At 69.1% G+C, this 24,895-nt stretch carries 25 protein-coding genes and 2 tRNA genes; 13 read left to right on the top strand and 14 right to left on the bottom strand.

The genetic code is table 11. The annotated features are described in order from the left end of the window. Window positions 1-89: 89 nt before the first annotated feature. Complete coding sequence (locus tag FXO23_RS01620) at window positions 90-872, top strand: hypothetical protein (RefSeq protein ID WP_158879734.1); 783 nt, start codon at window positions 90-92, stop codon at window positions 870-872. Between the two features lie 170 nt (window positions 873-1,042). Here FXO23_RS01620 and FXO23_RS01615 read toward each other — a convergent pair. Next, a tRNA-Ala gene (locus FXO23_RS01615) sits at window positions 1,043-1,115 on the bottom strand. Window positions 1,116-1,144: 29 nt separating this feature from the next. Next, a complete protein-coding gene (locus tag FXO23_RS01610) occupies window positions 1,145-1,339 on the bottom strand; it encodes a DLW-39 family protein (protein ID WP_158879731.1) in 195 nt (64 codons plus the stop codon). Window positions 1,340-1,463: 124 nt separating this feature from the next. Here FXO23_RS01610 and mbp1 point away from each other — a divergent pair, with 124 nt between their 5' ends. Then, entirely contained in the window at window positions 1,464-1,697 is a 234-nt protein-coding gene (mbp1, locus tag FXO23_RS01605; RefSeq protein WP_158879729.1) for a microaggregate-binding protein 1, read from the top strand. A gap of 232 nt (window positions 1,698-1,929) precedes the next feature. On the opposite strand, the gene FXO23_RS01600 is transcribed toward mbp1, so the two are convergent. The 9 genes from FXO23_RS01600 to FXO23_RS52630 form a co-directional block, all read right to left on the bottom strand. Beyond that, window positions 1,930-2,003 (bottom strand) — tRNA-Ile (locus FXO23_RS01600). A 51-nt stretch (window positions 2,004-2,054) separates the two neighbouring features. Further along, the gene (locus tag FXO23_RS01595; protein WP_158879726.1) at window positions 2,055-2,828 is read right to left on the bottom strand and encodes a DUF3566 domain-containing protein; all 774 of its coding nucleotides are present in this window, start codon (window positions 2,826-2,828) and stop codon (window positions 2,055-2,057) included. Between the two features lie 31 nt (window positions 2,829-2,859). Then, the gene (gene gyrA / locus FXO23_RS01590; RefSeq protein WP_158879723.1) at window positions 2,860-5,379 is read right to left on the bottom strand and encodes a DNA gyrase subunit A; all 2,520 of its coding nucleotides are present in this window, start codon (window positions 5,377-5,379) and stop codon (window positions 2,860-2,862) included. Window positions 5,380-5,432: 53 nt separating this feature from the next. Next, window positions 5,433-7,400 carry a DNA topoisomerase (ATP-hydrolyzing) subunit B gene (gyrB, locus tag FXO23_RS01585; RefSeq protein WP_158879721.1) on the bottom strand — a complete coding sequence of 656 codons (1,968 nt, stop codon included), beginning with the start codon at window positions 7,398-7,400 and terminating at the stop codon, window positions 5,433-5,435. A 196-nt stretch (window positions 7,401-7,596) separates the two neighbouring features. Beyond that, the gene (locus FXO23_RS01580; protein WP_158879718.1) at window positions 7,597-8,130 is read right to left on the bottom strand and encodes a DciA family protein; all 534 of its coding nucleotides are present in this window, start codon (window positions 8,128-8,130) and stop codon (window positions 7,597-7,599) included. A 226-nt stretch (window positions 8,131-8,356) separates the two neighbouring features. Beyond that, window positions 8,357-9,511, bottom strand: a complete 1,155-nt coding sequence (gene recF, locus FXO23_RS01575) for a DNA replication/repair protein RecF (protein ID WP_158879715.1) — start codon at window positions 9,509-9,511, stop codon at window positions 8,357-8,359. A 10-nt stretch (window positions 9,512-9,521) separates the two neighbouring features. Further along, the gene (gene gnd, locus FXO23_RS01570; protein WP_281356465.1) at window positions 9,522-10,448 is read right to left on the bottom strand and encodes a phosphogluconate dehydrogenase (NAD(+)-dependent, decarboxylating); all 927 of its coding nucleotides are present in this window, start codon (window positions 10,446-10,448) and stop codon (window positions 9,522-9,524) included. A gap of 8 nt (window positions 10,449-10,456) precedes the next feature. After that, a complete protein-coding gene (dnaN, locus tag FXO23_RS01565; RefSeq protein ID WP_158879711.1) occupies window positions 10,457-11,590 on the bottom strand; it encodes a DNA polymerase III subunit beta in 1,134 nt (377 codons plus the stop codon). Window positions 11,591-12,193: 603 nt separating this feature from the next. Beyond that, window positions 12,194-12,460: an EamA family transporter gene (locus FXO23_RS52630; RefSeq protein ID WP_425484830.1), complete on the bottom strand. Its 267-nt coding sequence runs from the start codon at window positions 12,458-12,460 to the stop codon at window positions 12,194-12,196. A 398-nt stretch (window positions 12,461-12,858) separates the two neighbouring features. Here FXO23_RS52630 and FXO23_RS52625 point away from each other — a divergent pair, with 398 nt between their 5' ends. Together FXO23_RS52625 and FXO23_RS01555 are read left to right on the top strand one after the other, a co-directional pair. Then, on the top strand, window positions 12,859-13,023 hold the full coding sequence (locus FXO23_RS52625; protein WP_218951871.1) for a hypothetical protein: 165 nt from the start codon (window positions 12,859-12,861) through the stop codon (window positions 13,021-13,023). Between the two features lie 124 nt (window positions 13,024-13,147). Beyond that, the gene (locus tag FXO23_RS01555; protein ID WP_158879709.1) at window positions 13,148-14,056 is read left to right on the top strand and encodes a LysR family transcriptional regulator; all 909 of its coding nucleotides are present in this window, start codon (window positions 13,148-13,150) and stop codon (window positions 14,054-14,056) included. Window positions 14,057-14,137: 81 nt separating this feature from the next. Here FXO23_RS01555 and dnaA read toward each other — a convergent pair whose 3' ends face one another. Then, the gene (gene dnaA, locus FXO23_RS01550) at window positions 14,138-15,748 is read right to left on the bottom strand and encodes a chromosomal replication initiator protein DnaA (protein WP_158879707.1); all 1,611 of its coding nucleotides are present in this window, start codon (window positions 15,746-15,748) and stop codon (window positions 14,138-14,140) included. A 620-nt stretch (window positions 15,749-16,368) separates the two neighbouring features. Between dnaA and rpmH the strand changes: the two genes are divergently transcribed. The 9 genes from rpmH to FXO23_RS01505 all read left to right on the top strand — a co-directional run bounded on the left by rpmH (window position 16,369) and on the right by FXO23_RS01505 (window position 22,410). Further along, the gene (rpmH, locus tag FXO23_RS01545; protein WP_028924291.1) at window positions 16,369-16,512 is read left to right on the top strand and encodes a 50S ribosomal protein L34; all 144 of its coding nucleotides are present in this window, start codon (window positions 16,369-16,371) and stop codon (window positions 16,510-16,512) included. 23 nt (window positions 16,513-16,535) lie between these two features. Further along, on the top strand, window positions 16,536-16,955 hold the full coding sequence (rnpA, locus tag FXO23_RS01540) for a ribonuclease P protein component (protein ID WP_158879705.1): 420 nt from the start codon (window positions 16,536-16,538) through the stop codon (window positions 16,953-16,955). Then, window positions 16,952-17,272, top strand: coding sequence for a membrane protein insertion efficiency factor YidD (gene yidD / locus FXO23_RS01535; protein ID WP_179956642.1), 321 nt, complete (start codon window positions 16,952-16,954; stop codon window positions 17,270-17,272). The genes rnpA and yidD overlap by 4 nt, the downstream gene beginning before the upstream one ends. A 4-nt stretch (window positions 17,273-17,276) precedes the next feature. Continuing rightward, window positions 17,277-18,398 (top strand): membrane protein insertase YidC, encoded by a 1,122-nt coding sequence (yidC, locus tag FXO23_RS01530; protein WP_158879703.1) that lies wholly within the window; start codon window positions 17,277-17,279, stop codon window positions 18,396-18,398. Between the two features lie 42 nt (window positions 18,399-18,440). Then, complete coding sequence (locus FXO23_RS01525; protein ID WP_158879701.1) at window positions 18,441-18,995, top strand: Jag family protein; 555 nt, start codon at window positions 18,441-18,443, stop codon at window positions 18,993-18,995. Between the two features lie 114 nt (window positions 18,996-19,109). Next, window positions 19,110-19,520 (top strand): GNAT family N-acetyltransferase, encoded by a 411-nt coding sequence (locus tag FXO23_RS01520; protein WP_158879699.1) that lies wholly within the window; start codon window positions 19,110-19,112, stop codon window positions 19,518-19,520. Window positions 19,521-19,658: 138 nt separating this feature from the next. Further along, complete coding sequence (gene rsmG, locus FXO23_RS01515; RefSeq protein WP_158879697.1) at window positions 19,659-20,372, top strand: 16S rRNA (guanine(527)-N(7))-methyltransferase RsmG; 714 nt, start codon at window positions 19,659-19,661, stop codon at window positions 20,370-20,372. 131 nt (window positions 20,373-20,503) lie between these two features. Further along, a complete protein-coding gene (locus FXO23_RS01510) occupies window positions 20,504-21,418 on the top strand; it encodes a ParA family protein (RefSeq protein ID WP_158879695.1) in 915 nt (304 codons plus the stop codon). Further along, a complete protein-coding gene (locus FXO23_RS01505) occupies window positions 21,415-22,410 on the top strand; it encodes a ParB/RepB/Spo0J family partition protein (protein WP_158879693.1) in 996 nt (331 codons plus the stop codon). The genes FXO23_RS01510 and FXO23_RS01505 overlap by 4 nt, the downstream gene beginning before the upstream one ends. 55 nt (window positions 22,411-22,465) lie before the next feature. Here FXO23_RS01505 and FXO23_RS01500 read toward each other — a convergent pair whose 3' ends face one another. Both FXO23_RS01500 and FXO23_RS01495 read right to left on the bottom strand, forming a co-directional pair. Continuing rightward, window positions 22,466-23,416 carry a D-alanine--D-alanine ligase family protein gene (locus tag FXO23_RS01500; RefSeq protein ID WP_158879691.1) on the bottom strand — a complete coding sequence of 317 codons (951 nt, stop codon included), beginning with the start codon at window positions 23,414-23,416 and terminating at the stop codon, window positions 22,466-22,468. 71 nt (window positions 23,417-23,487) lie between these two features. After that, window positions 23,488-24,816, bottom strand: a complete 1,329-nt coding sequence (locus FXO23_RS01495) for an aminotransferase-like domain-containing protein (protein ID WP_158879689.1) — start codon at window positions 24,814-24,816, stop codon at window positions 23,488-23,490. Window positions 24,817-24,895: the final 79 nt, after the last annotated feature.

Here is a 24,895-nt window from a genome sequence, read left to right as displayed (position 1 = left end):
CCCGCCCATTCGGTCGCACGCAGGCTTTTGACCAGGGCGTTTCCGTGGCGCACGCTCGTTTCCCGGACACGGGCGAAGGGCGGTGCCGGATGACCGACCACGCGGACGAAGCCGCGCCGCCCACGACCCGCGAGAACCTGCGCCGCGCCAAGAGCTTCTCACCGTTCGGCCTCCTGGTCACCGTCGCCGGGTCGATTCTCGGCACGGTGATTCCCACTGCCTTCGGGGAGGGACCGGTGCCCACCCTGCTCGGCGCCGCTTCGCTCGCGGTGCTCACCGCGGCGGGGCTGACCGGAGCGGACGGGACGGCCCGCGGCGTGCGGGCGATCGCCGCGGTGCTGCTGGCGATCGGTGCGGTGGCGCTCACCGTCAGCGGGGTCACGCTCACCGATCTGATCCGCGGGAAATCCCTGAACGGCGAACACCAGAACACGTTCCCGGTCGCCCCCGCCGCGGCCGAACCGCCGACGCGGGCGCCGAGTTCACCGAAAACCGTCAAACCCGGGATCTCGCTGCCCGCCACCCTCGACTGCGGCCGCGGCGCACCGCGCACCGCGCATACCTGCCCGGCGATCGAGGTACGCAGCACCGGCGGCGCGCCGTTGAAGATCACCAAGCTGGAGTTCGACGGACCGCACCGCGCCGAGTTCGCCGTCGACCGCACCGGAACCGACTGCGGCGCCGCGAATCTCGACCCCGGCGACGAATGCGCCATCACGCTGCGCTTCACCCCGGCCGCCCCGGGAAACCGCACGGCCCGGCTGGTGGTGCACCAGAACCTGCCCGGCCCGGCGTCGTTCGTGAAACTCACCGGCACCGGCTCGGGCCGCCCACCCACGGCCACCCCCAGCACCCTCCCCCCAAGCGGCTGAACTTCCCGCGCAACCGCTTCAACACGCGAACCAACCACCGCTGGTCCAAGCAAGTCGCGCCCAGCTCTACCAACGAAAGGAGCTCGGAACGTGGGGGGGTGGGGGCTCGGCCCCCACAACGAAACAGAACAACGGGAAGGTCGCCGAAAGGCGACCGAACACGACTCGGGTGGAGCTGAGGGGAATCGAACCCCTGACCCCTGCCTTGCAAAGGCAGTGCTCTACCAATTGAGCTACAGCCCCTGGTGCGGGCGACGGGCGCCCGCGGAAGTTCAGTTGTTGCTGGCCGCGTCCGAGGAGCTGGCCTTGGCGGGGGCGCTGCCGTTGCTGGACACGCCGCTGAGGGGACGGTCCGCGGGGGCGGTGGCCTCGCGCCAGAGGTCAGCTTCGGCCTTGGCGTCCTTGTTGCGCTTGATCACGAACAGCACACCACCAGCGATGGCCGCGAGCGCCAACAGTTTCTTCACGTGAAGCCCCCTTCGACAGCTTGCTCGGCTTGCCTGTCGATGCTACTGCACGCCCCCACCCTCCGTTTGCCCGGTGTTCGCCCCGGGTAGGTGGAGGGAGACGGTCACCAAAGGAGGTAGCGCAGTGACGGAACGAGACGAACAGCGAGAAGGCGTCAAGGGCGCCGTCGAGGACCTCAAGGGCAAGGCGAAGGAGACCGCGGGCACCTTTCTCGGCAACGACACGCTGGAACGCGAAGGCAAGGCACAACAAGACAAGGCGGGCGCACAACAGGAGATCGCCGACAAGGAAGCCGAAGCCCGGCGAGCCCGGGAAGAAGCCGCGGCCGCCGAATCCCGCGAACGCCGCGAACAATAAGCACACTTGCCCCACATCGTGTGCCCCACCTCACGTTCCACGTGGAACGACCGGTAAACCAACCCTGAACACCCCGGCGATCCGGCCGGGCGCTGGTCCAAGCCAATCGCGCCCAGCTCTACCAACGCAAGGAGCTCGGAACGTGGGGGTGTGGGGGCTCGGCCCCCACAACAAAACGGGACAACGGGAAAAGGGGCTCGGCGCCAGCCGAGCCCCTTGAACACACGGAATGTGGGCCTACCAGGACTTGAACCTGGGACCTCTTCGTTATCAGCGAAGCGCTCTAACCGCCTGAGCTATAGGCCCGTGGAACGAGTAGAGAGATTACCTGACGCCCCGGGGGGCGCTGCAATCGGGTTACTCTCGCTCCGAAAGGGTGACCTCCAGACCGCCCGCGAGGTCGGCGGACACGTTGTAGATGAACGCGCTGACCGTGGCCAGCGCCGAGATGAGCACGATGTTGATCGCACCGATGATGGCGGCGATGCCGAACACGCGCCCGGCGCTGATCAGCGGATCGGTCGCGACCGCGTTGCCTTCGCCCTGCACCAGGCTCGTGTAGGTGCCGTTCAGCTTGTCCCAGACGCCCATGCCGTCGAGCACGGTGTAGAGCACGCCGACGGCGACGAGCCACACGAAGAACAGGGCGACGCCGAGCACGAGCGAGAGCTTGAGCACCGACCACGGGTCGAACCGTTTGATCTGCAGGCTGGCGCGCCGGGGACCGCGGCCCGGGCGGCGCAGGGCGGTGGGGGTGGCGCGGCCCTTGCTGCCGGCGACCCCCACGCCCACGGCGTCCCGGACTCGACCGGGGCGCCCGTCGTCGCGGACGGCCTGGCCGCTGCCGGTGTCGGCGGGGTCGCCGAACAGGCGGCGCGCGGCGGTCCCGGTGACCACCGGCTGTTCACCGGTGTCCGGGCCGCGCGTCTCCTCGGCGGCCGGTCCCGGGTGCTCCTGCTGCGCCGTGGTGTCCGCGGGCAGCTGCCCCGCCGACCACTGGTTGCCGAAACTCTCGGTCTCGGCGGCACCGTTTCCGGAGTCCTTGCCCAGCCGCTGCCAGGGCGGCGGGGTGTCCGGTCCGGTCGTCGTGCCGTTGGGGCCGCGCCGCTCGGAGTTCTCGGGTGGTGTCACGAACAGTCAATCCTTACCGAGTAAGGCGCCATTACTCCGCCGGCGCCGTGCTGTCGTCTCCTTCATCGCCATTCCCACCATTACCGACGTCCGAGGGCTCGTCCGCGTTGCGTGCGACCGCGAGCAGCGTGGTCCCCTCACCGAGGTTCATCAGCCGCACTCCCTTGGTCTGCCGGCCGGCCTTGCGCACCTGGTTCGCGGCGGTCCGGATGACCCCGCCGCTCGAGGTGATGGCGTAGAGCTCGTCATCCTCGTCGACGATGAGCGCCCCCACCAGCCTGCCACGTTTCCGGTCGTGCTGAATGGTGAGCACACCCTTGCCGCCACGTCCCTGGACCGGGTAGTCGTCGATCGGCGTCCGCTTGGCGTAACCGCCGTCGGTGGCGACGAGCAGGAACTTCTCCGGTTTGACCACGCTGATGCCGAGCAGCTCGTCACCCTCGTTGAACCGCATCCCGAGCACGCCCGAGGTGGCCCGGCCCATCGGCCGCAGCGCCTCGTCGGTGGCGTGGAACCGGATGGACTGCCCGTCGGAGGAGACCAGCAGCAGGTCGTCCTCGGCGGAGGCGAGCACCGCGCCGACCAGTTCGTCGCCTTCGCGCAGATTGACGCCGATGAGGCCGCCGGAGCGGTTGGAGTCGAAGTCGGTGAGCTTGGTCTTCTTCACCAGCCCCCGCCGGGTGGCGAGCACCAGGTACGGGGCGACGTCGTAGTTCTTGATCTGGATGACGCCGGCGATCTGCTCGTCCGGCTGGAACGCGAGCAGGTTCGCCACGTGCTGGCCGCGGGCGCTGCGGTTGGCCTCGGGCAGGTCGTAGGCCTTGGCCCGGTACACCCGGCCCTTGTTGGTGAAGAACAGGATCCAGTCGTGCGTGGAGCACACGAAGAAGTGCTGCACGATGTCGTCCTGCTTGAGCTGGGCGCCCTGCACGCCCTTGCCGCCGCGCTTCTGCGACCGGTACAGATCCGTCTTCGTCCGCTTGGCATAACCCGTGCGGGTGATGGTCACCACGACGTCCTCGACCGCGATCAGGTCTTCGACGTTGACGTCGCCGTCGAACGGGATGATCTGGGTGCGCCGGTCGTCGCCGTGCTTCTCGACGATCTCCATGAGCTCGTCTTTGATGATCTGCCGCTGCCGCTCGGGCTTGGCCAGGATGTCGTTCAGGTCGGCGATCTCGGCCTCGATCTTGGCCAGTTCGTCGATGATCTTCTGGCGTTCCAGGGCGGCGAGGCGGCGCAGCTGCATGTCCAGGATCGCGGTCGCCTGGATCTCGTCGATGTCGAGCAGCTCCATCAGGCCGGGCCGGGCCTCGTCCGCCGAGGGCGACCGCCGGATCAGCGCGATGACCTCGTCGAGCGCGTCCAGCGCCTTGACCAGGCCGCGCAGGATGTGGGCCCGCTCCTCGGCCTTCCGCAACCGGAACCGGGTGCGCCGGACGATGACGTCGATCTGGTGCTTGACGTAGTGCCGGATGATCTGGTCGAGCCGCAGCGTGCGCGGCACGCCCTCGACCAGGGCCAGCATGTTGACGCCGAAGTTGTACTGCAGCTGGGTGTGCTTGTAGAGGTTGTTCAGCACGACCTTGGCGACCGCGTCCCGCTTGAGCGTGACCACGATCCGCATCCCGCTGCGGCTGTTGGATTCGTCGGCGATGTCCGCGATCCCGACGAGCTTGCCGTCGCGCACCAGGGTGGCGATGTTCTCCACCAGGTTGTCCGGGTTGACCTGGTAGGGCAGCTCGCTGACCACCAGGATGGTGCGGCCCTTGGCGTCCTCCTCGACCTCGACCACCGCGCGCATCCGGACCGAGCCGCGCCCGGTGCGGTAGGCGTCCTCGATGCCCTGGGTGCCGAGGATCTGGCCGCTGGTCGGGAAGTCCGGCCCCTTGATCCGCTGCAGCAGGGCCGCGAGCAGTTCGTCGTCGGTGGCCTCGAAGTTGTCCAGCGCCCACGAGACGCCTTCGGCGACCTCGCGCAGGTTGTGCGGCGGGATGTTGGTCGCCATCCCGACCGCGATCCCGGAACCGCCGTTGACCAGGAGGTTGGGGAACCGGCTGGGCAGGACGTCCGGTTCCTGGGTGCGGCCGTCGTAGTTGTCGGAGAAGTCGACGGTCTCTTCTTCGATGTCGGCCAGCATGTGCATGGCCAGCGGCGCGAGCCGCGCCTCGGTGTACCGCATGGCGGCCGCGGGATCGTTGCCCGAGGAACCGAAGTTGCCCTGCCCGTCGACCAGCGGGTACCGCATCGCCCACGGCTGGGCCAGGCGCACCAGGGTGTCGTAGATCGACGCGTCACCGTGCGGGTGGTAGTTGCCCATCACGTCGCCGACGACGCGCGAGCACTTGTTGTGCGCGCGCTCGGGCCGGAACCCGGAGTCGTACATCGAGTAGAGCACCCGGCGGTGCACCGGCTTGAGGCCGTCGCGCACGTCCGGCAGCGCCCGCGACACGATCACGCTCATCGCGTAGTCGATGTACGAGCGCTGCATCTCGTGCTGGATGTCGACCGGTTCGATGCGATCGTGTTCCGGCGGCAAGGTTTCCGTCATCTGGTCCTTCTTACCGAGGTCAGTCCGATGTGGACAGCTGAGTCAGGGGCGGACTACACGTCCAGGAAGCGAACATCCTTGGCATTGCGGGTGATGAACGACCGCCGCGCTTCGACGTCCTCGCCCATCAGCACGGAGAACAGGTCGTCCGCCTGCGCGGCGTCGTCCAGGGTGACCTGGCCCAGCAGCCGGTTGGCCGGATCCATGGTGGTCTCCCACAGCTCCTCGGCGTTCATCTCGCCGAGACCCTTGTACCGCTGGATCGCGTCGTCCTTCGGCAGCTTCCGGCCGGCCTCCACGCCGCGCTGGATCAGCGCGTCGCGCTCGCGGTCGGAGTAGGCGTACTCCGGCTCGGAACGCGGCCACTTGATCTTGTACAGCGGCGGGCGGGAGAGGAAGACGTGCCCGTTCTCGATCAGCGGAGTCATGAACCGGAACAGCAGGGTGAGCAGCAGGGTGGTGATGTGCTGGCCGTCCACGTCGGCGTCGGCCATCAGCACGATCTTGTGGTAGCGCAGCTTGCTCACGTCGAAGTCGTCGTGGATCCCGGTGCCCAGCGCGGTGATCAGCGACTGGACCTCGTTGTTCTTCAGCACCCGGTCGATCCGGGCCTTCTCCACGTTGATGATCTTGCCGCGGATCGGCAGGATCGCCTGGTACATGGAGTCGCGGCCTTCCTTGGCCGAACCGCCCGCCGAGTCACCCTCGACGATGTAGAGCTCGCATTCCTCGGGTTTGGTGGACCGGCAGTCCTTCAGCTTCCCGGGCAGGCCGCCGATGTCCAGCGCGCCCTTGCGGCGCACCAGATCGCGGGCCTTGCGCGCGGCCATCCGCGCCTGCGCGCTGGAGACCGCCTTGTTGATGATGATCTTGGCCTCGGCCGGGTTGCGCTCGAACCAGTCGGCCAGCCACTCGTTGGACTTGGTCTGCACGAAGGACTTCGCCTCGCTGTTGCCCAGCTTGGTCTTGGTCTGCCCCTCGAACTGCGGTTCGGCGAGCTTGATCGAGACGATCGCGGCGAGGCCCTCGCGCACGTCGTCACCGGTCAGGTTCTGGTCCTTCTCCTTGAGGAGTTTCTTGTCCCGCGCATACGCGTTGACCACCCGGGTCAGCGCCGCGCGGAAGCCCTCCTCGTGGGTGCCGCCCTCGTGCGTGTTGATCGTGTTGGCGAACGTGTAGACCGACGGCGTGAAGCCGTTGTTCCACTGCATCGCGACCTCGACCTCGAGGCCGTCGCCCTTGGCCTCGTAGGAGATCACGCTCTTGTGGATCGGGTCCTTGCTGCCGTTGATGTGCTTGACGAAGTCCTCGAGCCCGCCCGGGTAGTGGTAGACGCGTTCCTTGACCCGGGCCTGCTGACCACCGGCGTCCTCCTCGGTGTCCTCCTCCGCCACCCGCTCGTCACGCAGGCTGAGGGTGAGCCCCTTGTTCAGGAACGCCATCTCCTGCAGCCGCCGCGCGATCGTCTCCGCGTTGTAGGTGGTGGTCTCGAAGATGTCCGGGTCCGCCCAGAAGGTCACCGTGGTGCCGGTGCTGTCCGCGGCGCCCGCTTCGATCAGCTCCTGCGGCTCCGACCGCTCGTAATGCTGCTTCCAGAGCTTGCCGCCGACCTTGATCTCCACATCGAGCGCGGTGGACAGCGCGTTCACCACGGACACGCCGACGCCGTGCAGGCCGCCGGACACCGCGTAGGAGTCGCTGTCGAACTTGCCGCCCGCGTGCAGCTGGGTCAGCACGACCTCGACGGTCGGCTTCTTTTCTTTGGGGTGCATCTCGACCGGGATGCCGCGGCCGTCGTCGACCACCCGGACCCCACCATCGGCGAGCAGGGTGACTTCGACCTTGGTCGCGTACCCGGCCATCGCCTCGTCGACGGAGTTGTCCACCACCTCCTGGACCAGGTGGTGGAGACCGCGCTCGCCGGTGGAGCCGATGTACATGCCTGGACGCTTGCGGACCGCTTCGAGGCCCTCGAGCACGGTGATCGAAGACGCGCCGTACTCGTTCTTGTTAGCTGCCACCGGCCTGATTTCTCCTCGTCTCGCCCAAGGGGGACGCTCGCTCCCTCCATCCTACTTGGCCACGTCCGCACACATGCGGCAAGGACACCCCTGATTTCGTCACAGAGCCACGAACTCGACCACAGACGGGTCCGGTTGTAGCTGACTGTCATGCCGGGGCCCCTCGGCGCACTCATCCGGGGGAGAACGAAGCCCTTCAGCCGTAGGTGTCGCGCGGTCCGCGGCCGGAGACGTGCCGCAGTCCCTTCCGCCAGCTCGGCGCCGTCGGACCGTGGATCCGCATCCGCTTCACCACGCCGTGGCCGACCCCCGCCGCGATCTTCGCGAGGAGCTGGCCCTGGAGCAGCCGGAGCTGGGTGGCCCAGGCGGTCGAGCTCGCCCGCACGGTCAGTTCGCCGTCCTTCAACGCGACCGGCTGGGCGTGCTCGGCGACCTCCTCCCCGACCAGGCGGGCCCACCGCCCGAACACCTGGCCGTTGGCGAGCCGGTCGTTCCAGCCGAGGTCGACGGCCAGCCGGGAGGCGAGCCGCCCGAGCGGCTGGGGATCGCGCGGATCCGCCCCCGCCCCGGACCAGCGGCGGCGGCGCGGGTTCTGGGCGAACCCGCCGGCGCTCGGTTTGCCCGCTTTGCGCCGGCCGGGTGGGGTACCCCGCTCGGCCGCCTTCTGCCGGGCCGCCTCGAGCGCGGCCTTGGCCAGATCGCGGCCGGTGGTTTGTGTACCCCCATTCACGTTTAGCCCAGCGTCCACGTTACGCTCGGTGCCCTCCGCGTCCTCCTCTGCCGGGGGACCGCTCAAGTGAGGGGAATCAGTCCCCTCATTCGGCCTCTTGATCACGCGCGGCGATAACGCGTTCACGGTGTTATCCACACTATCCACAGGTTTGTCCCCAGATCGGTGGGTAACTTGTGTGTCCGCGATCACCTTGCGTATCTGACTTGATCTTGGCATCGGGCCTTCAGACACGTTTGACCTCACCTTCTGCCACCGCGAACCGGGTTCCGGCGAGTTCGGCCGGCACGTCCTCGTCCACCGCCGCGGTGACGAGCACCTGCTCCGCGCCCGCGGCGACCTCGGCCAGCCGGGCCCGGCGGCGCCGGTCCAGCTCGGCGAACACATCGTCCAACAGCAACACCGGTTCCCCGGCTTCGCCACGCAGGAGTTCGTACGAGCCGAGCCGCAGGGCCAGCGCGAACGACCACGACTCGCCGTGACTCGCGTACCCCTTCGCCGGGGCCTCGCCGAGGACCAGGTCCAGCTCGTCCCGGTGCGGCCCGACCAGGCTCACCCCGCGTTCCAGCTCGGCCTGGCGCGAGTCGGCCAGCGCCCGCAGCAGCACTTCGGTCAGCTCGCCGATGTCCGCCCGCGCGCCACCGGGAACGCCGTAGTCCGCGGGCAGCGCCTCGCCCAGGCTCGACCGGTACCGGATCTCGGTGGGCCGCGAATCCGGCGCGACCCCGGCATAGGCCGCCGAAGCGTGCGGCGCGAGATCGGCGACCAGGTCCAGCCGCGCGGCCAGCAGCTGCGCCCCGGTCGTGGCCAGGTGGTTGTCCCAGACCTCGAGGGTGGACAGCGCGTACGGATCCTCCCGGGTGCCCTTGCGCTTCCCCGCCGTTTTGAGCAGGGCGTTCCGCTGTTTGAGCACGCGGTCGTAGTCGGCGCGGACCCCGGCATACCGCGGCGCGCGCAGCACCAGCAGTTCGTCGAGGAACCGCCGCCGCTCCCCGGGATCGCCGCGGACCAGCGCGAGGTCCTCCGGGGAGAACAGCACGGTCCGCAGGATCCCGAGGACGTCCCGGGGTTTGCCGACCGCGCCCCGGTTCACCCGGGCGCGGTTCGCCTTGCCCGGAGTGATCTCCAGTTCGACGGTCAGTTCCCGGTCTTCGTTGATCACCGCGACGCGGACCAGTGCCCGCGCACAGCCGTGCCGGATCAGCGGCGCGTCGGTGGCCACCCGGTGCGAACCGAGGGTGGCGACGTACCCGATCGCCTCCAGGAGGTTCGTCTTGCCCCGTCCGTTCGGGCCGACCAGCACGGTCGGCCCCGGCTCCAACGGCAGGTCGACGAGCTCCCACGACCGGAAATCCGTGACCTGCAGATGACGGAGATACACCGGCAGGCGCCTAGCCGCCGACCTTCTTGACCGCGTGCCCGCCGAACTGGTTGCGCAGCGCGGCCACCGCGCGCATCGCGGCCGAGTCCTCCTGGCGCGAGGCGAACCGGGCGAACAACGCCGCCGAGATCACCGGCGCGGGCACCGCGTTGTTGATCGCCTCTTCCAGCGTCCACCGGCCCTCGCCGGAATCCTCGACATACCCCTCGAGATCATCCAGCTCCGGATCCTCGTCCAGCGCCCGCACCAGCAGGTCCAGCAGCCAGGACCGGACCACGGTGCCCCGCTGCCAGCCCTTGATCACCGCGGGCACGTCCTCCACGACCTTCGCCGACTCGAGCAGCTCGAAGCCCTCGGCGAACGCCTGCATCAACCCGTACTCGATGCCGTTGTGCACCATCTTCGCGTAATGCCCGGCGCCGACCGCCCCGGCGTGGGAGAAGCCTTCCTCCCGCGGACCTTCCGGGCGCAACGCGTCGAAGATCGGCATCGCCCGCTCGACGTCGGCCGCGGCGCCGCCGACCATCAGGCCGTACCCGTTGTCCTTGCCCCACACGCCACCGGAGACGCCCACGTCGAGGTAGCCGACCTTGTGCCCGGCCAGCAACTCCGCGTTGATCTTGTCGTCGGTGAACTTGGAGTTGCCGCCGTCGATCACCAGATCGCCCTCGCTGAGCAGCTCGCCCAGTTCGGCGACCGTGGCCCGGGTGGGCTCCCCGGCCGGGACCATCACCCACACGATCCGCGGAGCACTCAGCTTGGACACCAGATCCGCCAGCGACTCGGAGTCGCTGACCTCGGGGTTGCGGTCGTAACCGACCACCTCATGCCCGGCGGCACGCAGCCGCTCGCGCATGTTGAAACCCATCTTGCCGAGACCGATCAGGCCGAGCTGCACCATGGAAATCCCCTCTTGCTCTTGGGCGGAACGTTGTATCGCGGCCGTCAGCCGGGGAGGCGGACCGGCATCAGCAGGTACAGGTAACCGGGCACGACCTCGCCCTCGTCGTTGGCCGGTTTGATCAGCGCGGGTCGGTTCGGCGTGGTGAACGTCAGCTCCGCCCGGTCGGCGTGCAGCGCGCCCAGCCCGTCCACCAGGTAGCCCGGGTTGAACGCGATGGTCACCGCCTCACCCTCGTAGTCGACCGGCAGCTCTTCCTCGGCGCTGCCCTCGTCGTCGCCACCGGCGGACAGCCGCAGCAGCCCCTCGGCGAACTCGAGCCGCACCTGGGTGCCCCGCTCGGCGACCAGCGACACGCGCTTGATCGCGTCAGTCAGCGTGCCGACGTTGATCACCGCGCGGGAGGTGTGCTGGGACGGGAGCAGCTGGCGGTACGGCGGGAACTCGGCGTCGAGCAGCCGGGTCGTGGTGTACCGGCCGGAACCGGACAACCCGAGCAGGCCTTCCCCGCTGGCGAGCGCGAGCCGGACCTTGGCGCCGCTCGATCCGAGCGACTTCGCCGCCTCGGCGAGCGTGCGCGCGGGCACCAGCACCGCCGCGTCCTCCAGCCCCTCGGCCGGCTCCCAGGCGAACTCGCGCATCGCGAGCCGGAACCGGTCGGTGGCGACCATGGTCAGCGAGCTGCCGGAGATCTCCAGCCGCATCCCGGTGAGCATCGGCAGCGTGTCGTCCTTGCCGGCGGCGACCGCGACCTGGGTGACCGCCTGGCCGAACGCGTCGCCCGCGAGCTCACCGGCGAAGGCGGGCTGGGCGGGGAGCTGGGGATAGTCCTCGACCGGCATGGTCGGCAGGCTGAACCGGGCGTTGCCGCAGGTGATCGAGGCGCGGGCGCCGTCGACCGAGATCTCCACCGGCTGGGCGGGGAGCGCCTTGGTGATGTCGGCGAGGAGGCGGCCGGAGACCAGCAGGCGGCCGCCGTCGGCGATCGTCGCGGGTACGCCCACGGTCGCCGACACCTCGTAGTCGAATCCGGAAACGGTCAGGGCGTCGGTGGCGCCGTCCGACCCGGCGTCGAGCAGCACACCACCCAGCACCGGAACAGGTGGCCTGGACGGCAGGCTTCTCGCCACCCACGCGACGGCGTCGGCCAGCCCGTCACGCTCGACGCGGATCTTCATGAGCCCATCCTTTCGACAGCCGAGCCCCTCCGGCTCGAGAAGATCGACAAACCCCTCCGGGCGCGCTGGGCAGCGGTCGGCCGGAGTTCGCGGTGTGGTGTGCGGCCCGGATGCCGGTGTCGCCAACGACGAGCGGGCCAGGTGTGGGCCTCCACGTTAGAACGTGACCGCCGTGCGCGTCATTCGGGTCGGCCCGTCGACATGTCGACAAGGTGACGCGGAGGTGTCGGCTGTCCCCAGTTCCACAGCCCGGTTGTTTTTCTTTTGTTCTCTTCTTCGAAGAACCAAGGGCAGTGACAGTAATAAGCGTTGTGGGTTGTGTGGAAATCCGCCGTTGTCGCAGGTCTGGTCGCGCGGCCGGGTGTGGACATGTCGGGTGCGCGGCCGGTGGACAGTCTGAGCGAGCGGTGGAGAACTCGGGCGTCCCCACAAGCGGTCCACACCCATCCACAGTTGTCCACACAGATGTCCCCAGCTGTGGGTCGATCTGTGCCCAGGCCCTCCACGCCGCCGCGCGCCGCGAAGACCGCCCCTCCGAGTGATGTCAACGGGTTCGCGCGACCGAAGTTGTGAGCGGTGCCACGCGTGCGCGCGATTTCCCCGTCACCGCGGGGACATCACTCGGTCACGCTCACGGTTTTCCTTGCCACGGCGGGCGACGCGGCGCGCGCGGGCGGTGACGGCCGCGGCCGCGCACACCACGCAGCCGATCCCGAGCCAGCCGGGCAGATCCGGAATCTCGGCCAGGATCAGGATTCCCGCGACTCCCGCGACCGCCGGTTCGAGGCTCACCAATATGCCCGCGGCGCCGGGAGACAGGTGGCGCAACGCGGCGAACTCGAGGGAATAAGGAAGGACCGCGGTGAGCACGGCGACGCCGAGACCGGCGAGCAGCACCCCGGGGTTCGCCGAACGCGGCGCCGATTTCCGTGGCGCCGAAGGGAATCGTGAGCACCGCCGCCCACGCCACCGCGAGCGCGAGCGCCGAACCGTCGACCGAACCCGTGCCCGCGCGGCGGCTCAGTAACAGATAGGCGCCCATCGAAACCGCGGACGCGAGGGCGAACGCGACGCCGGGCAGCGGCAGCGGTGCGGAGAACGGGTTGCCGCACAACCACACTCCGAGCACGGCGAGCAAACCGAAGCAGAGATCGGAAAACCGGCGCGAGGTCACGATCGCCACGGCGAGCGGGCCGAGCAACTGGATCGTGCTCGCGACCGCGAGTGGCAGAAAGCGCAGCGCGGGATAGATCAGATTCATCCCCGCGATGGCGGTGCCGAAACCCAGTACCAGCGGTACGCGGTTCCACGGCGGCAGCGCGGGGCGGTGGATCACGAGCAACAGCACCGCGGCGAAACCGAGCCGGAGCGCGATCGCGCCCGCGGGCCCGGTGTGCGCGGAGAGCTGCTTCCCGAACGCCTGGCCGAATTGAATGCTGACGACGCTGCCGAGCAGGAACACGGGTGCGGGGATCGCGGGCATGACCCGAGTCTCGGCCCGGAAATCCTTGCAGGTCCATCGAAACTATTTCGACGAAAAGCGTTAGCTTGGACTACATGATTGATCTGCGCCGGGTACGAGTCCTGCGGGTGCTCGCCGAGCGCGGGACGGTCACCGCCACCGCGCACGCGCTGCACCTCACGCCTTCCGCGGTGTCCCAACAGATTCGCCTCCTCGCCCGCGATGTCGGCGCCGAACTGCTCCGGCGCGAGGGCCGCCTGGTGCGGCTGACCCCGGCCGCGCGGATCCTGCTCGAGCACGCGGATTCCCTGGCGATCCACTGGGAACGGGCGCGGGCGGAGATCGCCGCGTCGGCGGACGGTGAGGCCGGGCCGTTGCGGCTGTGCGGGTTGTCGTCGGTGGTGGCCGCGCTCTTCGTCCCGGCGGCGGTGGAACTGCGCGATTCCCATCCGCGGCTGCGGGTGCACATGAGCGAGCACGAAAGCGCGGACTGCTACGAACTCTTGCTCGCCGACGAGGCGGATATCGCGGTCGTGCTGCCCACCCCGGAGGTCCCGCCCGCGGACGATCCGCGGTTCGAGCAGTGGCCGCTGCTCGACGATCCGCAGGATCTGCTGGTGCCGCTGGGACATCGCCTGGCGAACCGGCGCGGCGTCGAACTCGTCGAGGCGGCCGGGGAACCGTGGATCGTCAAGCCGTTCGACAACGACACCCATACCTTGTTATTGGCGGCGTGCGCGGCCGCCGGGTTCTCGCCGCGGATCGCCCAGCACGCCAAGGAATGGTTCGCGGTGTCGGCGTTGGTCGCCGCGGGGTTCGGGGTGTGCCTGCTGCCGCGGCTCGCGCCGATCCCGCCCCAGCACGAGGTGGTGCGGGTGCCGCTGCGGGGAGTGTCGACGCCGTCGCGCCGGTTCGTCATGTGCGTCCGCCGGGGCAGCGCGGACCACCCGGCGATCGCCACCGGGTTGGACGCGTTGCGCGTTATTGCCGAGCGCAGTGTTTGATCGGCAGCCCGAAACGAAAAGCGTGTTTCGGCCCGCGTGCACCGCGCTCGGCCCTCACCTCGAGCGGTCCGGCACCAGTTGTCATTGCCGAGCGCGCTGCTTGATGCGGGAGGTCAGTTCCTGCACCTGGTCGTAGATCCGGCGGCGCTCGGCCATCTCCTTGCGGATCTTCTTGTCCGCGTGCATGACCGTGGTGTGGTCGCGGCCGCCGAAGGTCTGGCCGATCTTCGGCAGGGACATGTCGGTCAGCTCGCGGCACAGGTACATGGCGATCTGCCGCGCGGTGGCGAGTGCCTTCGTCTTACCCGGGCCGCACAGGTCGTCCATGGTCACGTCGAAGAAGTCCGCGGTGACGCCCATGATCGTCGGCGCGCTGATCTCCGGCGCCTGCGAATCCGGGATCAGATCGCGCAGCACGATCTCGGCCAGGCCGACGTCCACCGGCTGCTGGTTCAGCGACGCGAACGCGGTGACCCGGATCAGCGCGCCCTCGAGTTCGCGGATGTTCGCCTCGATGCGCGCGGCGATGAACTCCAGCACCTCACCGGGAACCGCGAGCCGGTCCTGCGCGGCCTTCTTCCGCAGGATCGCGATGCGGGTCTCCAGCTCGGGTGGCTGGATGTCGGTGATCAGGCCCCATTCGAACCGGGTGCGCAGCCGGTCCTCCAGGGTTTCCAGGCGCTTGGGCGGCCGGTCCGAGGAGACCACGATCTGCTTGTTCGCGTTGTGCAGCGTGTTGAAGGTGTGGAAGAACTCCTCCTGGGTTCCTTCCTTGCCTTCCAGGAACTGGATGTCGTCGACCAGCAGGATGTCGATGTCCCGGTAGCGGCGCTGGAACGCGACCTTGCGGTCGTCGCGCAGCGAGTTGATGAAGTCGTTGGTGAATTCCTCGGTCGACACGTACCGCACCCGCATCCCGGGGAACAGCCGCTGCGCGTAATGCCCGACCGCGTGCAGCAGGTGGGTCTTGCCCAGCCCGGATTCGCCCCAGATGAACAGCGGGTTGTAGGCGCGCGACGGCGCCTCGGCCACCGCGAACGCGGCCGCGTGCGCGAACCGGTTGGACGCGCCGATCACGAAGGTGTCGAAGTTGTACTTCTCGTTGAGCCGGGTCTTGGAGGTCTGCGGCTGCGCGGGCGCGGTGTAGGGCTGCCCGGCGATCGGCTGGCCGGAGAACATCGGCCAGATGTCCTGCGCGGTGGCGAGCGCCTCGCCTTCCTCGTCGACCTCTTCGTCACCGTCGTCGTCGGCCCCGGACGGGACCGGTTCCGGCTGCTGGATCCGCGGGTGCCGGACCGGCGGCAGCATGCCGTCCTCGATCGGCGGCATCTTGGGCGGCAGCTTCGGTTGCTCGGGGGCGGGTGCGGCGCCGTTTTCCACCCTCGGGGGGGACGCCTGATAGGGCGGCGGGGGCGGGCTGGCGATGCCGTCGGCGGCGTCGACCTTCACGGCGAGGGACACCGCGCGGCCGAGGCGGCGGGAGAGCGCGTGGGTGATCGGTTCGCGCAGCGCCCGTTCGATGGCCTCCTTGGCGAAGTCGCTCGGGGCGGCCAGGAGCGCGGTGCCATCCAGCAGGCCGATCGGGCGGGTGACGCGCATCCACGCCCGTTGCTGCGGGGACAGGGTGCCGTCCGAAAGTTCCCGGACGACCTGTTCCCACACGACACCCAGATTCATCTGGTGCTCGGACACCTGCTCCGCTCCCCTCCCCCGCGTCTCCCCGACAGCGTCGAACCCGGACAACCTCACCCCTGGCGGCGCACACTCCACTCCATCGAGCGGCTTCGCAGCTTTCTATAGTCACCCCGCGCAGCAGGTATCCACAAAGTTGTCCACAACTGTGCACTAATGTACGGCGACCCGCAGCCACTCCACCTGCGGGTGCTCCCTACGCCTGCCGGAGTCTCCACTTCCTCCGACGGCGGCGACCGCACCGCGACCGGTGACTCAAGAAAAGGCACGCTAACAAGCGTTTCGCTTAGCCACAAGACATCGTTGGTGGCAAGCATTTCACGGTGTACGGCGTGTCGCCATTCGGTGCTGGAGCGTGCTCGCTCGCGGGCAGTCTAGCGGTAGCGTTCGGTGGTCGGGGGGCCGGTTTCGGTGTCACCGAGCCGGGTGCGTACCCTCGTAAGGTCTCCCGCTTGCGGCGGGTGCCGTTCGCGTGCCCGGGTCCACGTCACTCGACGTGGCGGAGCCGGGAATTACACGATGGTAGGAGACACCACAGACCGCCGTGCTGCACGCACGACACGCCTGACGACGGCCGAAAACGGCTGCCGGAGAGGCCGAGACACAGGAGAAGTTGAGCCGTGAGCAAGGGCAAGCGCACCTTCCAGCCGAACAACCGCCGTCGCTCCCGGACCCACGGGTTCCGGCTGCGGATGCGTACCCGTGCCGGCCGGGCCATCTTGGCGGCCCGCCGTCGCAAGGGCCGCGAGAAGCTGTCCGCCTGATCGCGGCCACGACGAGGCACGTCATGCTGCCTGCTGCCGCGCGCCTGCGGCGCAGCGAGGACTTCCGCGTGGTCATGCGCAAGGGGTCCCGCGCCGGGCGGCGGCGCCTCGTCGTCCACGCGTTGAACACCGCGAACCCGCCCGGGCCCGCCCGGGCGGGTTTCGTGGTGAGCAAGGCCGTCGGCAATTCGGTGGTGCGCCACCGGGTCACCCGGCGGCTCCGGCACCTGGTGGCGGCCAGGCTCGGAACACTTCCGCCGGGTAGCTCGTTGGTCATTCGGGCTTTACCTCCGGCGGCCACCGCGACCAGCATGGAACTCGGCTCGGACCTCGACGCGGCGTTCCGGCGGCTGGGACTGGGTCCCGGGCACCGGCCGGTTCGTCCCGGTGCTCCCCGGGCCACCACTGCTCGCGGCGACGACGACAACGGATCTGCGGTGTGAACGAAACTCGGAATGCCACGACCGAAGAGCCGGCGGGGGTCACCCGGCCCGGCCCGGTGGCCTGGGTGCTGCTCCTGCCCATCCGGTTCTACCGCAAAGTGATCTCCCCTTTCTTCCCGCCCGCCTGCCGGTTCTACCCGAGCTGCAGCGCGTATGCGGTGGAAGCCCTGACCCGGCACGGCGCGGCTCGAGGCTCGTACCTCGCCGCCCGCCGGCTCTTGCGCTGCGGCCCGTGGACACCACCGGGCCGTGATCCGGTGCCCGAGAAGTTCTCGTGGCGGCACACCCCGAGACCTGACACATCGATCGAGGAGTAGCTCAGTGCTCGATTTCATCTACTACCCGGTGTCCTTCATCCTGTGGTGTTGGCACAAGGTCTTCGGGTTCGTCTTCGGCGAGGCCACCGCCATCTCGTGGATCCTGGGCATCATCTTCCTGACGTTCACCGTGCGCGGCATCATGTTCAAGCCGTTCGTGAACCAGGTCCGGTCGATGAAGAAGATGCAGGAGTTCGCGCCGGAACTGAAGAAGATTCAGAAGAAGTACGCGAACGACAAGCAGCGCCAGGCCGCGGAGATGCAGAAGCTCCAGCGCGAGCACGGCGTGAACCCGCTCGGCAGCTGCCTGCCGATGCTGCTGCAGATCCCGGTGTTCATCGGTCTGAACCACGTGCTGCGGATGTTCACCGTGAACCCCAACGGTGGCCCGAAGACCGAGAACTACTTCTTCGACCAGGCCGGGGTCGAGTCGTATGTGAACGCCAAGCTGTTCGGGGTCAACCTCGGTGAGGCGATCCACAACGCGACGATCGTCGGCGGCGCCGGTGGCGGCTGGCACTGGAACGTGGCGCCGGTCGCGATCCCGCTGATGATCGTGGCGAGCATCGCCACCCACCTGACCGCGCGGCACTCGGTGCAGCGGCAGAACGCGGCGGCGGCCACCCCGCAGACCGCGATGATGAACAAGCTGACGATGTACGTCTTCCCGCTCGGCGTGCTGGTGTTCGGTGCGCTGTTCCCGCTCGGCCTGCTCTTCTACTGGCTGGCGAACAACGGCTGGACGCTGATGCAGCAGCGGTTCGTCTACACGCGCATCGACAAGGAAGAGGACGCCAAGAAGGCGGAGGCGATCGAGAAGCGCGCGGCGCTCGGGCCGAAGCCGGGGCAGAAGCCGAAGCCCGGCCAGAAGCCGGTGCAGCAGAAGAAGACGTCTCAAGCGGACTCCGGGCAGAGCGGCCAGTCGTCGAACGGCAGGAAGAACCCCAAGGCCGGTTCGCCGCACAAGTTCGCCCAGCAGCCGACCAGGCCCAAGAACGCGAGCCAGTCGAAGAAGCCCGCCGCGGGCAACAAGAACTCGGAGCAGAAGAGCTCGGACGGGAACGGCACCGGGGTGCCCGGCCTGATCAGTGACTCGACGAAGAAGCCGGGCCGGAAGCGTCGTTGACGCGCGTGCGCGTTGCTCATAAAGACACAGAGGAGAACAGGGATGTCGGAGACGGTCGAAGCGATCGACACCGAGCAGGACGAGGCGGGCAAACCGGCGGAGGCCGCCGACGAGCAGTCCGCCGCCGCGGATGACGACGCGCTCGTCAAGGAAGGCGACATCGCGGGTGACTACCTGGAGCGCCTGCTCGATCTCCTGGACTACGACGGCGACATCGATCTGGACGTCGAAGCGGGCCGGGCGATCGTCAGCATCGACGGTGGGGACGATCTGGAGAAACTGGTCGGCGTCCGGGGCACGGTGCTGGAGGCGCTGCAGGAGCTGACCCGGCTGGCCGTTCAGCAGGAGACCGGATCGCGCAGCCGCCTGATGCTGGACATCGCGGGCTGGCGGGCGGACCGCCGCGAGGAGCTGCGCGAGCTCGGCCGGTCCACCGCGGAGACGGTGCTCTCCACCGGCGAGCGGGTCCGGCTCCAGCCGATGAGCCCGTTCGAGCGGAAGGTCGTGCACGACGCGGTCGCCGCGATCGACGGAGTGCACAGCGAAAGCGAGGGCGAGGACCCGAAGCGGCGCGTGGTGGTCTTCCCCGACTCCTGACCGGCGAACGATCTCCAGGGCGCGGCCCCTGCCACTGCGGCAGGGGCCGCGCCTTTTTCGTGGGTCCGGTTCCACGTGAAACCGGCGACCATCGGAGATCAGTAGGTTGGTCTGGTGAGTGTGACGGTTGAGGTTCTCCGCGAGATCACCGACGAGACGGTCGAGGCGTTCGCCCGGCTCCTTCCCCAGTTGTCCCGGACGGCCCGGCCGCTCGACCGAGCGGCGCTGGAGGCGATGGTCGCCTGCGGCGCGAACACGGTCCTGCTGGCGCGGTCGGGCGGCCCGATCGTCGGGACGCTGACCCTCGTCCGGTTTCCGATCCCCTCGGGGCTTCGCGCCCGGATCGAGGACGTGGTGGTGGACGAGTCGGCGCGCGGGCCCGAGGAGGCGGTGCGGCTGGCGCGCGCGGCCGGGGCGCGGACGGTGGACCTCACTTCCCGCCCGTCGCGAGGCTCCGCCAATCGCCTTTACGAGCGTCTGGGCTTCACGGCTCGCGACTCACGGGTGTACCGCCTGACCCCGTGACCCGCGCACCGCGTTTCACGTGAAACCGGCAGTGGAGTTGTCCACAGTTTCGGCCCGGCGCACGGATCCGGTGCCGCCGTCGGGGACAATCGAGCGGACCGGGTTTCACGTGAAACGACAAACCGTAGGGAGTGCTGGGTGGAAGACGTCGAAGGTTCCGTGCCGACGCCGGAGATCGCGAGCCGGGTGTTCGGGGACGGCCTCGACGACGCCCGGCGGTTCGCCGGGCTGCTGGAACGTCACGGCGTGGAGCGCGGGCTGATCGGTCCGCGCGAGGTGGACCGGCTGTGGGATCGGCACCTGCTGAACTCCGCGGTGATCGGCGAACGGATCGCCCACGGCAGCCGCGTGATCGATGTGGGCTCCGGCGCGGGGCTTCCCGGGATCCCGCTCGCCATCGCGCGTCCCGATCTCGATCTCGTCCTCGTCGAGCCGATGGCCCGCCGGGTCGACTGGCTGACCGAGGTCGCCGATCGGCTCGACTTGGCGATTACGGTGGTCCGGGGGCGCGCCGAAGAACGGGCCGTGCGGGACGAGCTGGAGCTAGCCGACGTGGTGACCGCGCGGGCGGTCGCCCCGCTCGCCCGGCTGGCCGGATGGTGCCTCCCGCTCACGCGGGTCGGCGGGGTCGTGCTCGCGCTCAAGGGAGCGAGCGCGCGGGAAGAAGTAGCGCGAGATGAGACCGCGGTGGTTCGCGCGGGAGGGACGCGCCTTAGAGTGGCGGAGTGCGGCGCGGGCCTCCTGGAGACGCCCACCACGGTCGTGATCGTGGAGCGCACCCGTCTCGACACAGCATCCGGTCCGCGACGACGACGCGGCACCAGTTCCGGCAAGGCGCGCAGGGCCGGATGACTCGCGATGACTAGATTAGGTACCCAACCCGAGTGTGAGAGCCGACCAACTATGGAGCGACGAATGTTCCACGTGAAACGGCGCGCTTGGAGCGCCCCCGCAGCGTCGACGACGGGAAGGTGGCTCGGCCGGTGACTCCGCCTTCGTCAGACCCCACGACCAGCCACCAGGTCGGCTGGACGCCCATCGGTGAGGAAGCGGAGCGTGCCGCGCGCATCCTGCATCCCGAGGGGAACAACATGCCCCGCCCGGACCACCGCCGGGTGCTCACCGTCGCCAACCAGAAGGGGGGCGTCGGCAAGACGACCAGCGCGGTCAACCTCGCCGCGGCGCTCGCCGTGCACGGGCTGCGGACCCTGGTGATCGATCTCGACCCGCAGGGCAACGCGAGCACCGCGCTGAACGTCGACCACCGGTCCGGCACGCCGTCCGTGTACGAGGTGCTCCTCGGCGAGGTGTCGCTGGCCGAGGCCGCCGCGGTCAGCGAGCAGTCCCCCAATCTCTTCTGCGTGCCGGCGACCATAGACCTCGCCGGTGCCGAGATCGAGCTCGTCTCGATGACCTCCCGCGAGTCGCGGCTCAAGGAGGCGCTGTCGGCCGAGGCGTTCGATCAGCTCGGCGTGGACTACGTCTTCATCGACTGCCCGCCCTCGCTCGGCCTGCTCACCGTGAACGCGATGGTGGCCGCCCAGGAGGTGCTGATCCCGATCCAGTGCGAGTACTACGCGCTGGAAGGTCTCGGGCAGCTGCTGAGCAACATCGACCTCGTGCAGAAGCACCTGAACCCGACGCTCGCGGTGTCCACGATCCTGCTCACCATGTACGACGGCCGCACCAAACTGGCCGACCAGGTGACGCAGGAGGTGCGCAACCACTTCGGCGAGGTGGTGCTGAAGACCGTCATCCCGCGCAGCGTGAAGGTGTCCGAGGCACCCGGCTACGGCCAGACGGTGCTCGCCTACGACCCCGGTTCGCGGGGTGCGATGAGTTACATGGACGCGGCGCGTGAGGTCGCGGAGCGAGGTACGAAGAGGGGAACACCATGACCGAGCGCAGGGGCGGGCTGGGCAGGGGGCTCGCCGCGCTGATTCCGACCGGTCCGGCCGTCGCCGAGGGGGCGGCGCCGGAGGTCCGGCCGGAACCGGCTGCCCGGGAAGGCGACAAGGACTGGTTCGCCGCGAACGGCGCGGTGCGGCCGGTCGGCGGCGAGGTGGCGGGCGCGGTGTATCGCGAGGTGCCCGTCTCCGCGATCAAGCCCAATCCCAAGCAGCCGCGCCAGGTCTTCGACGAGGATGCGCTGGCCGAGCTGGAGCACTCGATCCGCGAGTTCGGGCTCATGCAGCCCATCGTGGTGCGCGAGCTCCCGGGCGACGAGTACGAGCTCGTCATGGGCGAGCGTCGGCTGCGGGCTTCGCAGCAGGCCGAGCTCGAGGTCATTCCCGCCATCGTCCGGCAGACCGCGGACGAGGCGATGCTGCGCGACGCGTTGCTGGAGAACATCCACCGGGTGCAGCTCAATCCGCTGGAAGAGGCGGCGGCCTATCAGCAGCTGCTCGACGAGTTCGAGGTGACGCACGAGGAACTGGCCGGGCGGATCGGGCGCAGCCGGCCGGTCATCACCAACACCATCCGGTTGCTGAAGCTCCCCCTGCCGGTGCAGCGCCGGGTCGCGGCGGGCGTGCTGTCCGCCGGGCACGCCCGCGCGCTCCTCTCGCTGGAGGACCCGGGCGCGCAGGAGGAGCTCGCCTCCCGGATCGTCGCCGAAGGGCTGTCGGTGCGGGCGACCGAGGAGGCGGTGACGCTCAAGAAGAGCGAGGCGCCGCCGAAGCAGAAGCAGCAGCCGCGCAAGCCGATCCAGGCGCCCGGGCTGCAGGAGCTCGCGAGCCGCCTCTCGGACACCTTCGACACCCGGGTCAAGGTCGACCTAGGCCGCCGGAAGGGACGGATCGTGGTCGAGTTCGGCTCGGTGGACGACCTCGAACGGATCGTCGCGCTGATGGACCCGAACGGGACAAATCAGACACCGAAAATCGACTAGGGATTACCCACGGTTGTTTCGTCACGGTGATGATTGCGCAGCGTGGCGGAAAGCGCTACTGAGCGCGCTGGATGGCGCGCGTGATGAGTTCGGTGAACACGACCCCGAGGGAAGCGCCCGAGGCCTCCATCGCCATCGGCACGGTGGAGGTCTCGGTCAGTCCCGGCGAAAGGTTCACCTCGAGGAACTGGACGGTCCCGTCCGGCTGGACGACCGCGTCGGTCCGGGAGATGTCCCGCAGCCCGAGTTCGCGGTGCGCGGCGACGGCCAGCTCCCCCACCGCCTTCGCCGCGTCGCCGGACAGCCGAGCGGGGGCGAAGAAATCGGTGAGCCCGGCGGTGTAGCGCGCGGTGTAGTCGTAGATCCCGTTCTCCGGCACGATCTCGACCGCGGGCAGCGCTTCCGGGCCGTGCTCGCGTTCGACCACGGTCACCGCGACCTCGACCCCGTCCACGAACCGCTCGGCGAGGACGGTGTCGCCGTAGGCGAAGCAGCCGACCATCGCGGCGGGGAGCTCACCGGCGTCGCGCACGACCTGGGCGCCGAGTGCCGAACCGCCCTGGTCCGGTTTGAGGATCAGCGGCAGGCCGAGGTGCTCGACCATCGCGTCCAGCACGTGTTGCGCGCCGAGCTCGCGGAACGTGCTGTGCGGCAGCACGACCCAGTCCGGGGTGACGAACCCGGCCTTCGCGATCATCGCCTTGGCGATCGGCTTGTCCCAGGCGCGGCGACACCCCTGGGAGCTGGTGCCCACGAACGGAACCCCGAGCATTTCCAGCACGGTCTGCACCGAGCCGTTCTCGCCCTCGCCACCGTGCAGGGCGACGACGGCCGCGTCCGGGCGCTGCGCGCGCAGCCGGTCGACGAGCCCGGCGTCGGTGTCCCATTCCTCGACGAGGATGCCCTCGTCCCGCAGTGCGGCCGACAACCGGCGGCCGGACCGCAGCGAAACGTCGCGTTCGTGCGAAAGGCCACCGGCGAGAACGGCGACGGTACGGTCAGCCACGCGGGAACTCCTCATCAGAATGTCTACAGTGGACAATTGATCGCGACCGTCCGGTGCGGACGCTGGAAAACCTAGGCGGTGTCGGGCGACGGCGTCTGCGGACCCGAGATCGCGCGGGTGGTCACGCTACCGAAGGTGCGCACCAGGTCCATTTCGGACTCCAGCACCGCGGCCAGGCGGCGCACGCCTTCCCGGATCCGTTCCGGGGTCGGATAGCAGTAGGACAGCCGCATCTGCCGGCTGCCGAATCCGTCGGCGTAGAACCCGGTGCCCGAGGCGTAGGCGACCCGGGCGGTCACCGCGCGCGGCAGCATCGCTTTGGTGTCAACGCCTTCCGGCACGGTGACCCAGACGTAGAAGCCGCCGTCGGGCCGGGTCCAGGTGCAGCCGGGCGGCATGTGCTGTTCCAGCGCGGAGAGTATCGCGTCCCGGCGTTCGCGGTAGTTCTCCCGGAACTTCTTGATCTGGCCCTTCCAGTCGTGGGTGGCCAGGTAGCGGGAGACGATCAACTGGTTCAGCGTGGGCGGGCACAGCGTGGCCGATTCCGCGGCCAGCACGAGCTTTTCGCGCACCGCGTGTGGCGCGAGCACCCAGCCGACGCGCAGCCCCGAGGCGAACGTCTTGGAGAACGAACCGAGGTAGACCACGTTGTCCGGGTCGGTGGACCGCAGGGCCGGGTAGGTCTGGCCGTCGAAACCGAGCAGTCCGTACGGGTTGTCCTCGATCACCAGGACGCCGTGCCGGCGGCAGATCTCCAGGATCTCGGCGCGGCGCTCGACGGCGAGCGTGACACCGGCGGGGTTGTGGAAGTTCGGGATGGTGTAGAGGAACTTGACCCGGCGTCCCCGGTTCTCGGCTTGGGCCAAGGCTTCCCGCAGCGCTTCGGGGACCAGGCCGTCGTCGTCCATGGTCACGTGCACGACCTGGGCCTGGTAGGCGGCGAAGGAACCGAGCGCGCCCACGTAGGAGGGGCCCTCGGCGAGCACGATGTCGCCGGGGTCGCAGAAGAGCCGGGTCACCATGTCCAGCCCCATCTGGGAGCCGACGGTGACCACCACGTCGTCGGGGTGGGCCGAGATGCCCTCCAGCGCCATGATCTCGCAGATCTGCGAGCGTAACGCGGGGACACCGTGCGCCGAGCCGTACTGCAGGGCGACCAGGCCGTCCTCGGCGATGATCTCGGAGACCTGCGCGGACAGCGAGTCCAGCGGGAGCGCGGCGAGGTTCGGCATGCCCCCGGCGAGCGAGACCACCTCGGGCCGGCTCGCGACCGCGAAGAGCGCCCGGATCTCCGACGCCGTCATCCCCGCGGTGCGCGCCGCGTACCGGTCGAGATGCGGGTCGAGGTTGTGGCGCCCGACCTGGGCCGGGTTCTTCTCGGGCTCTCCGGAGGCAGTCATGTGCACTTCGCTCGGGTTCGGGGTCGTGGTTCTACCGGCGGGTAGATCCATCGAGTGTAACCACCCACCCTTGTGACGA

Source organism: Amycolatopsis anabasis, from assembly GCF_009765355.1.
In the GTDB taxonomy this organism is placed as follows: Bacteria; Actinomycetota; Actinomycetes; order Mycobacteriales; family Pseudonocardiaceae; genus Amycolatopsis; species Amycolatopsis anabasis.
The sequence above is the reverse complement of the archived record's forward strand: the minus strand, read 5'-3'. Positions and strand labels throughout refer to the sequence as shown.

Excerpts from the sequence above, each read along its gene's own strand:
- gyrA (WP_158879723.1), bottom strand. The coding sequence starts at position 5,379 with ATGACGGAAACCTTGCCGCCGGAACACGATCGCATCGAACCGGTCGAC.
- FXO23_RS01555 (WP_158879709.1), top strand. The coding sequence starts at position 13,148 with ATGATTGATCTGCGCCGGGTACGAGTCCTGCGGGTGCTCGCCGAGCGC.
- dnaN (WP_158879711.1), bottom strand. The coding sequence starts at position 11,590 with ATGAAGATCCGCGTCGAGCGTGACGGGCTGGCCGACGCCGTCGCGTGG.
- rnpA (WP_158879705.1), top strand. The coding sequence starts at position 16,536 with ATGCTGCCTGCTGCCGCGCGCCTGCGGCGCAGCGAGGACTTCCGCGTG.
- FXO23_RS01505 (WP_158879693.1), top strand. The coding sequence starts at position 21,415 with ATGACCGAGCGCAGGGGCGGGCTGGGCAGGGGGCTCGCCGCGCTGATT.
- FXO23_RS01495 (WP_158879689.1), bottom strand. The coding sequence starts at position 24,816 with ATGACTGCCTCCGGAGAGCCCGAGAAGAACCCGGCCCAGGTCGGGCGC.
- FXO23_RS52625 (WP_218951871.1), top strand. The coding sequence starts at position 12,859 with ATGGCGGTGCCGAAACCCAGTACCAGCGGTACGCGGTTCCACGGCGGC.
- FXO23_RS01525 (WP_158879701.1), top strand. The coding sequence starts at position 18,441 with ATGTCGGAGACGGTCGAAGCGATCGACACCGAGCAGGACGAGGCGGGC.
- FXO23_RS01620 (WP_158879734.1), top strand. The coding sequence starts at position 90 with ATGACCGACCACGCGGACGAAGCCGCGCCGCCCACGACCCGCGAGAAC.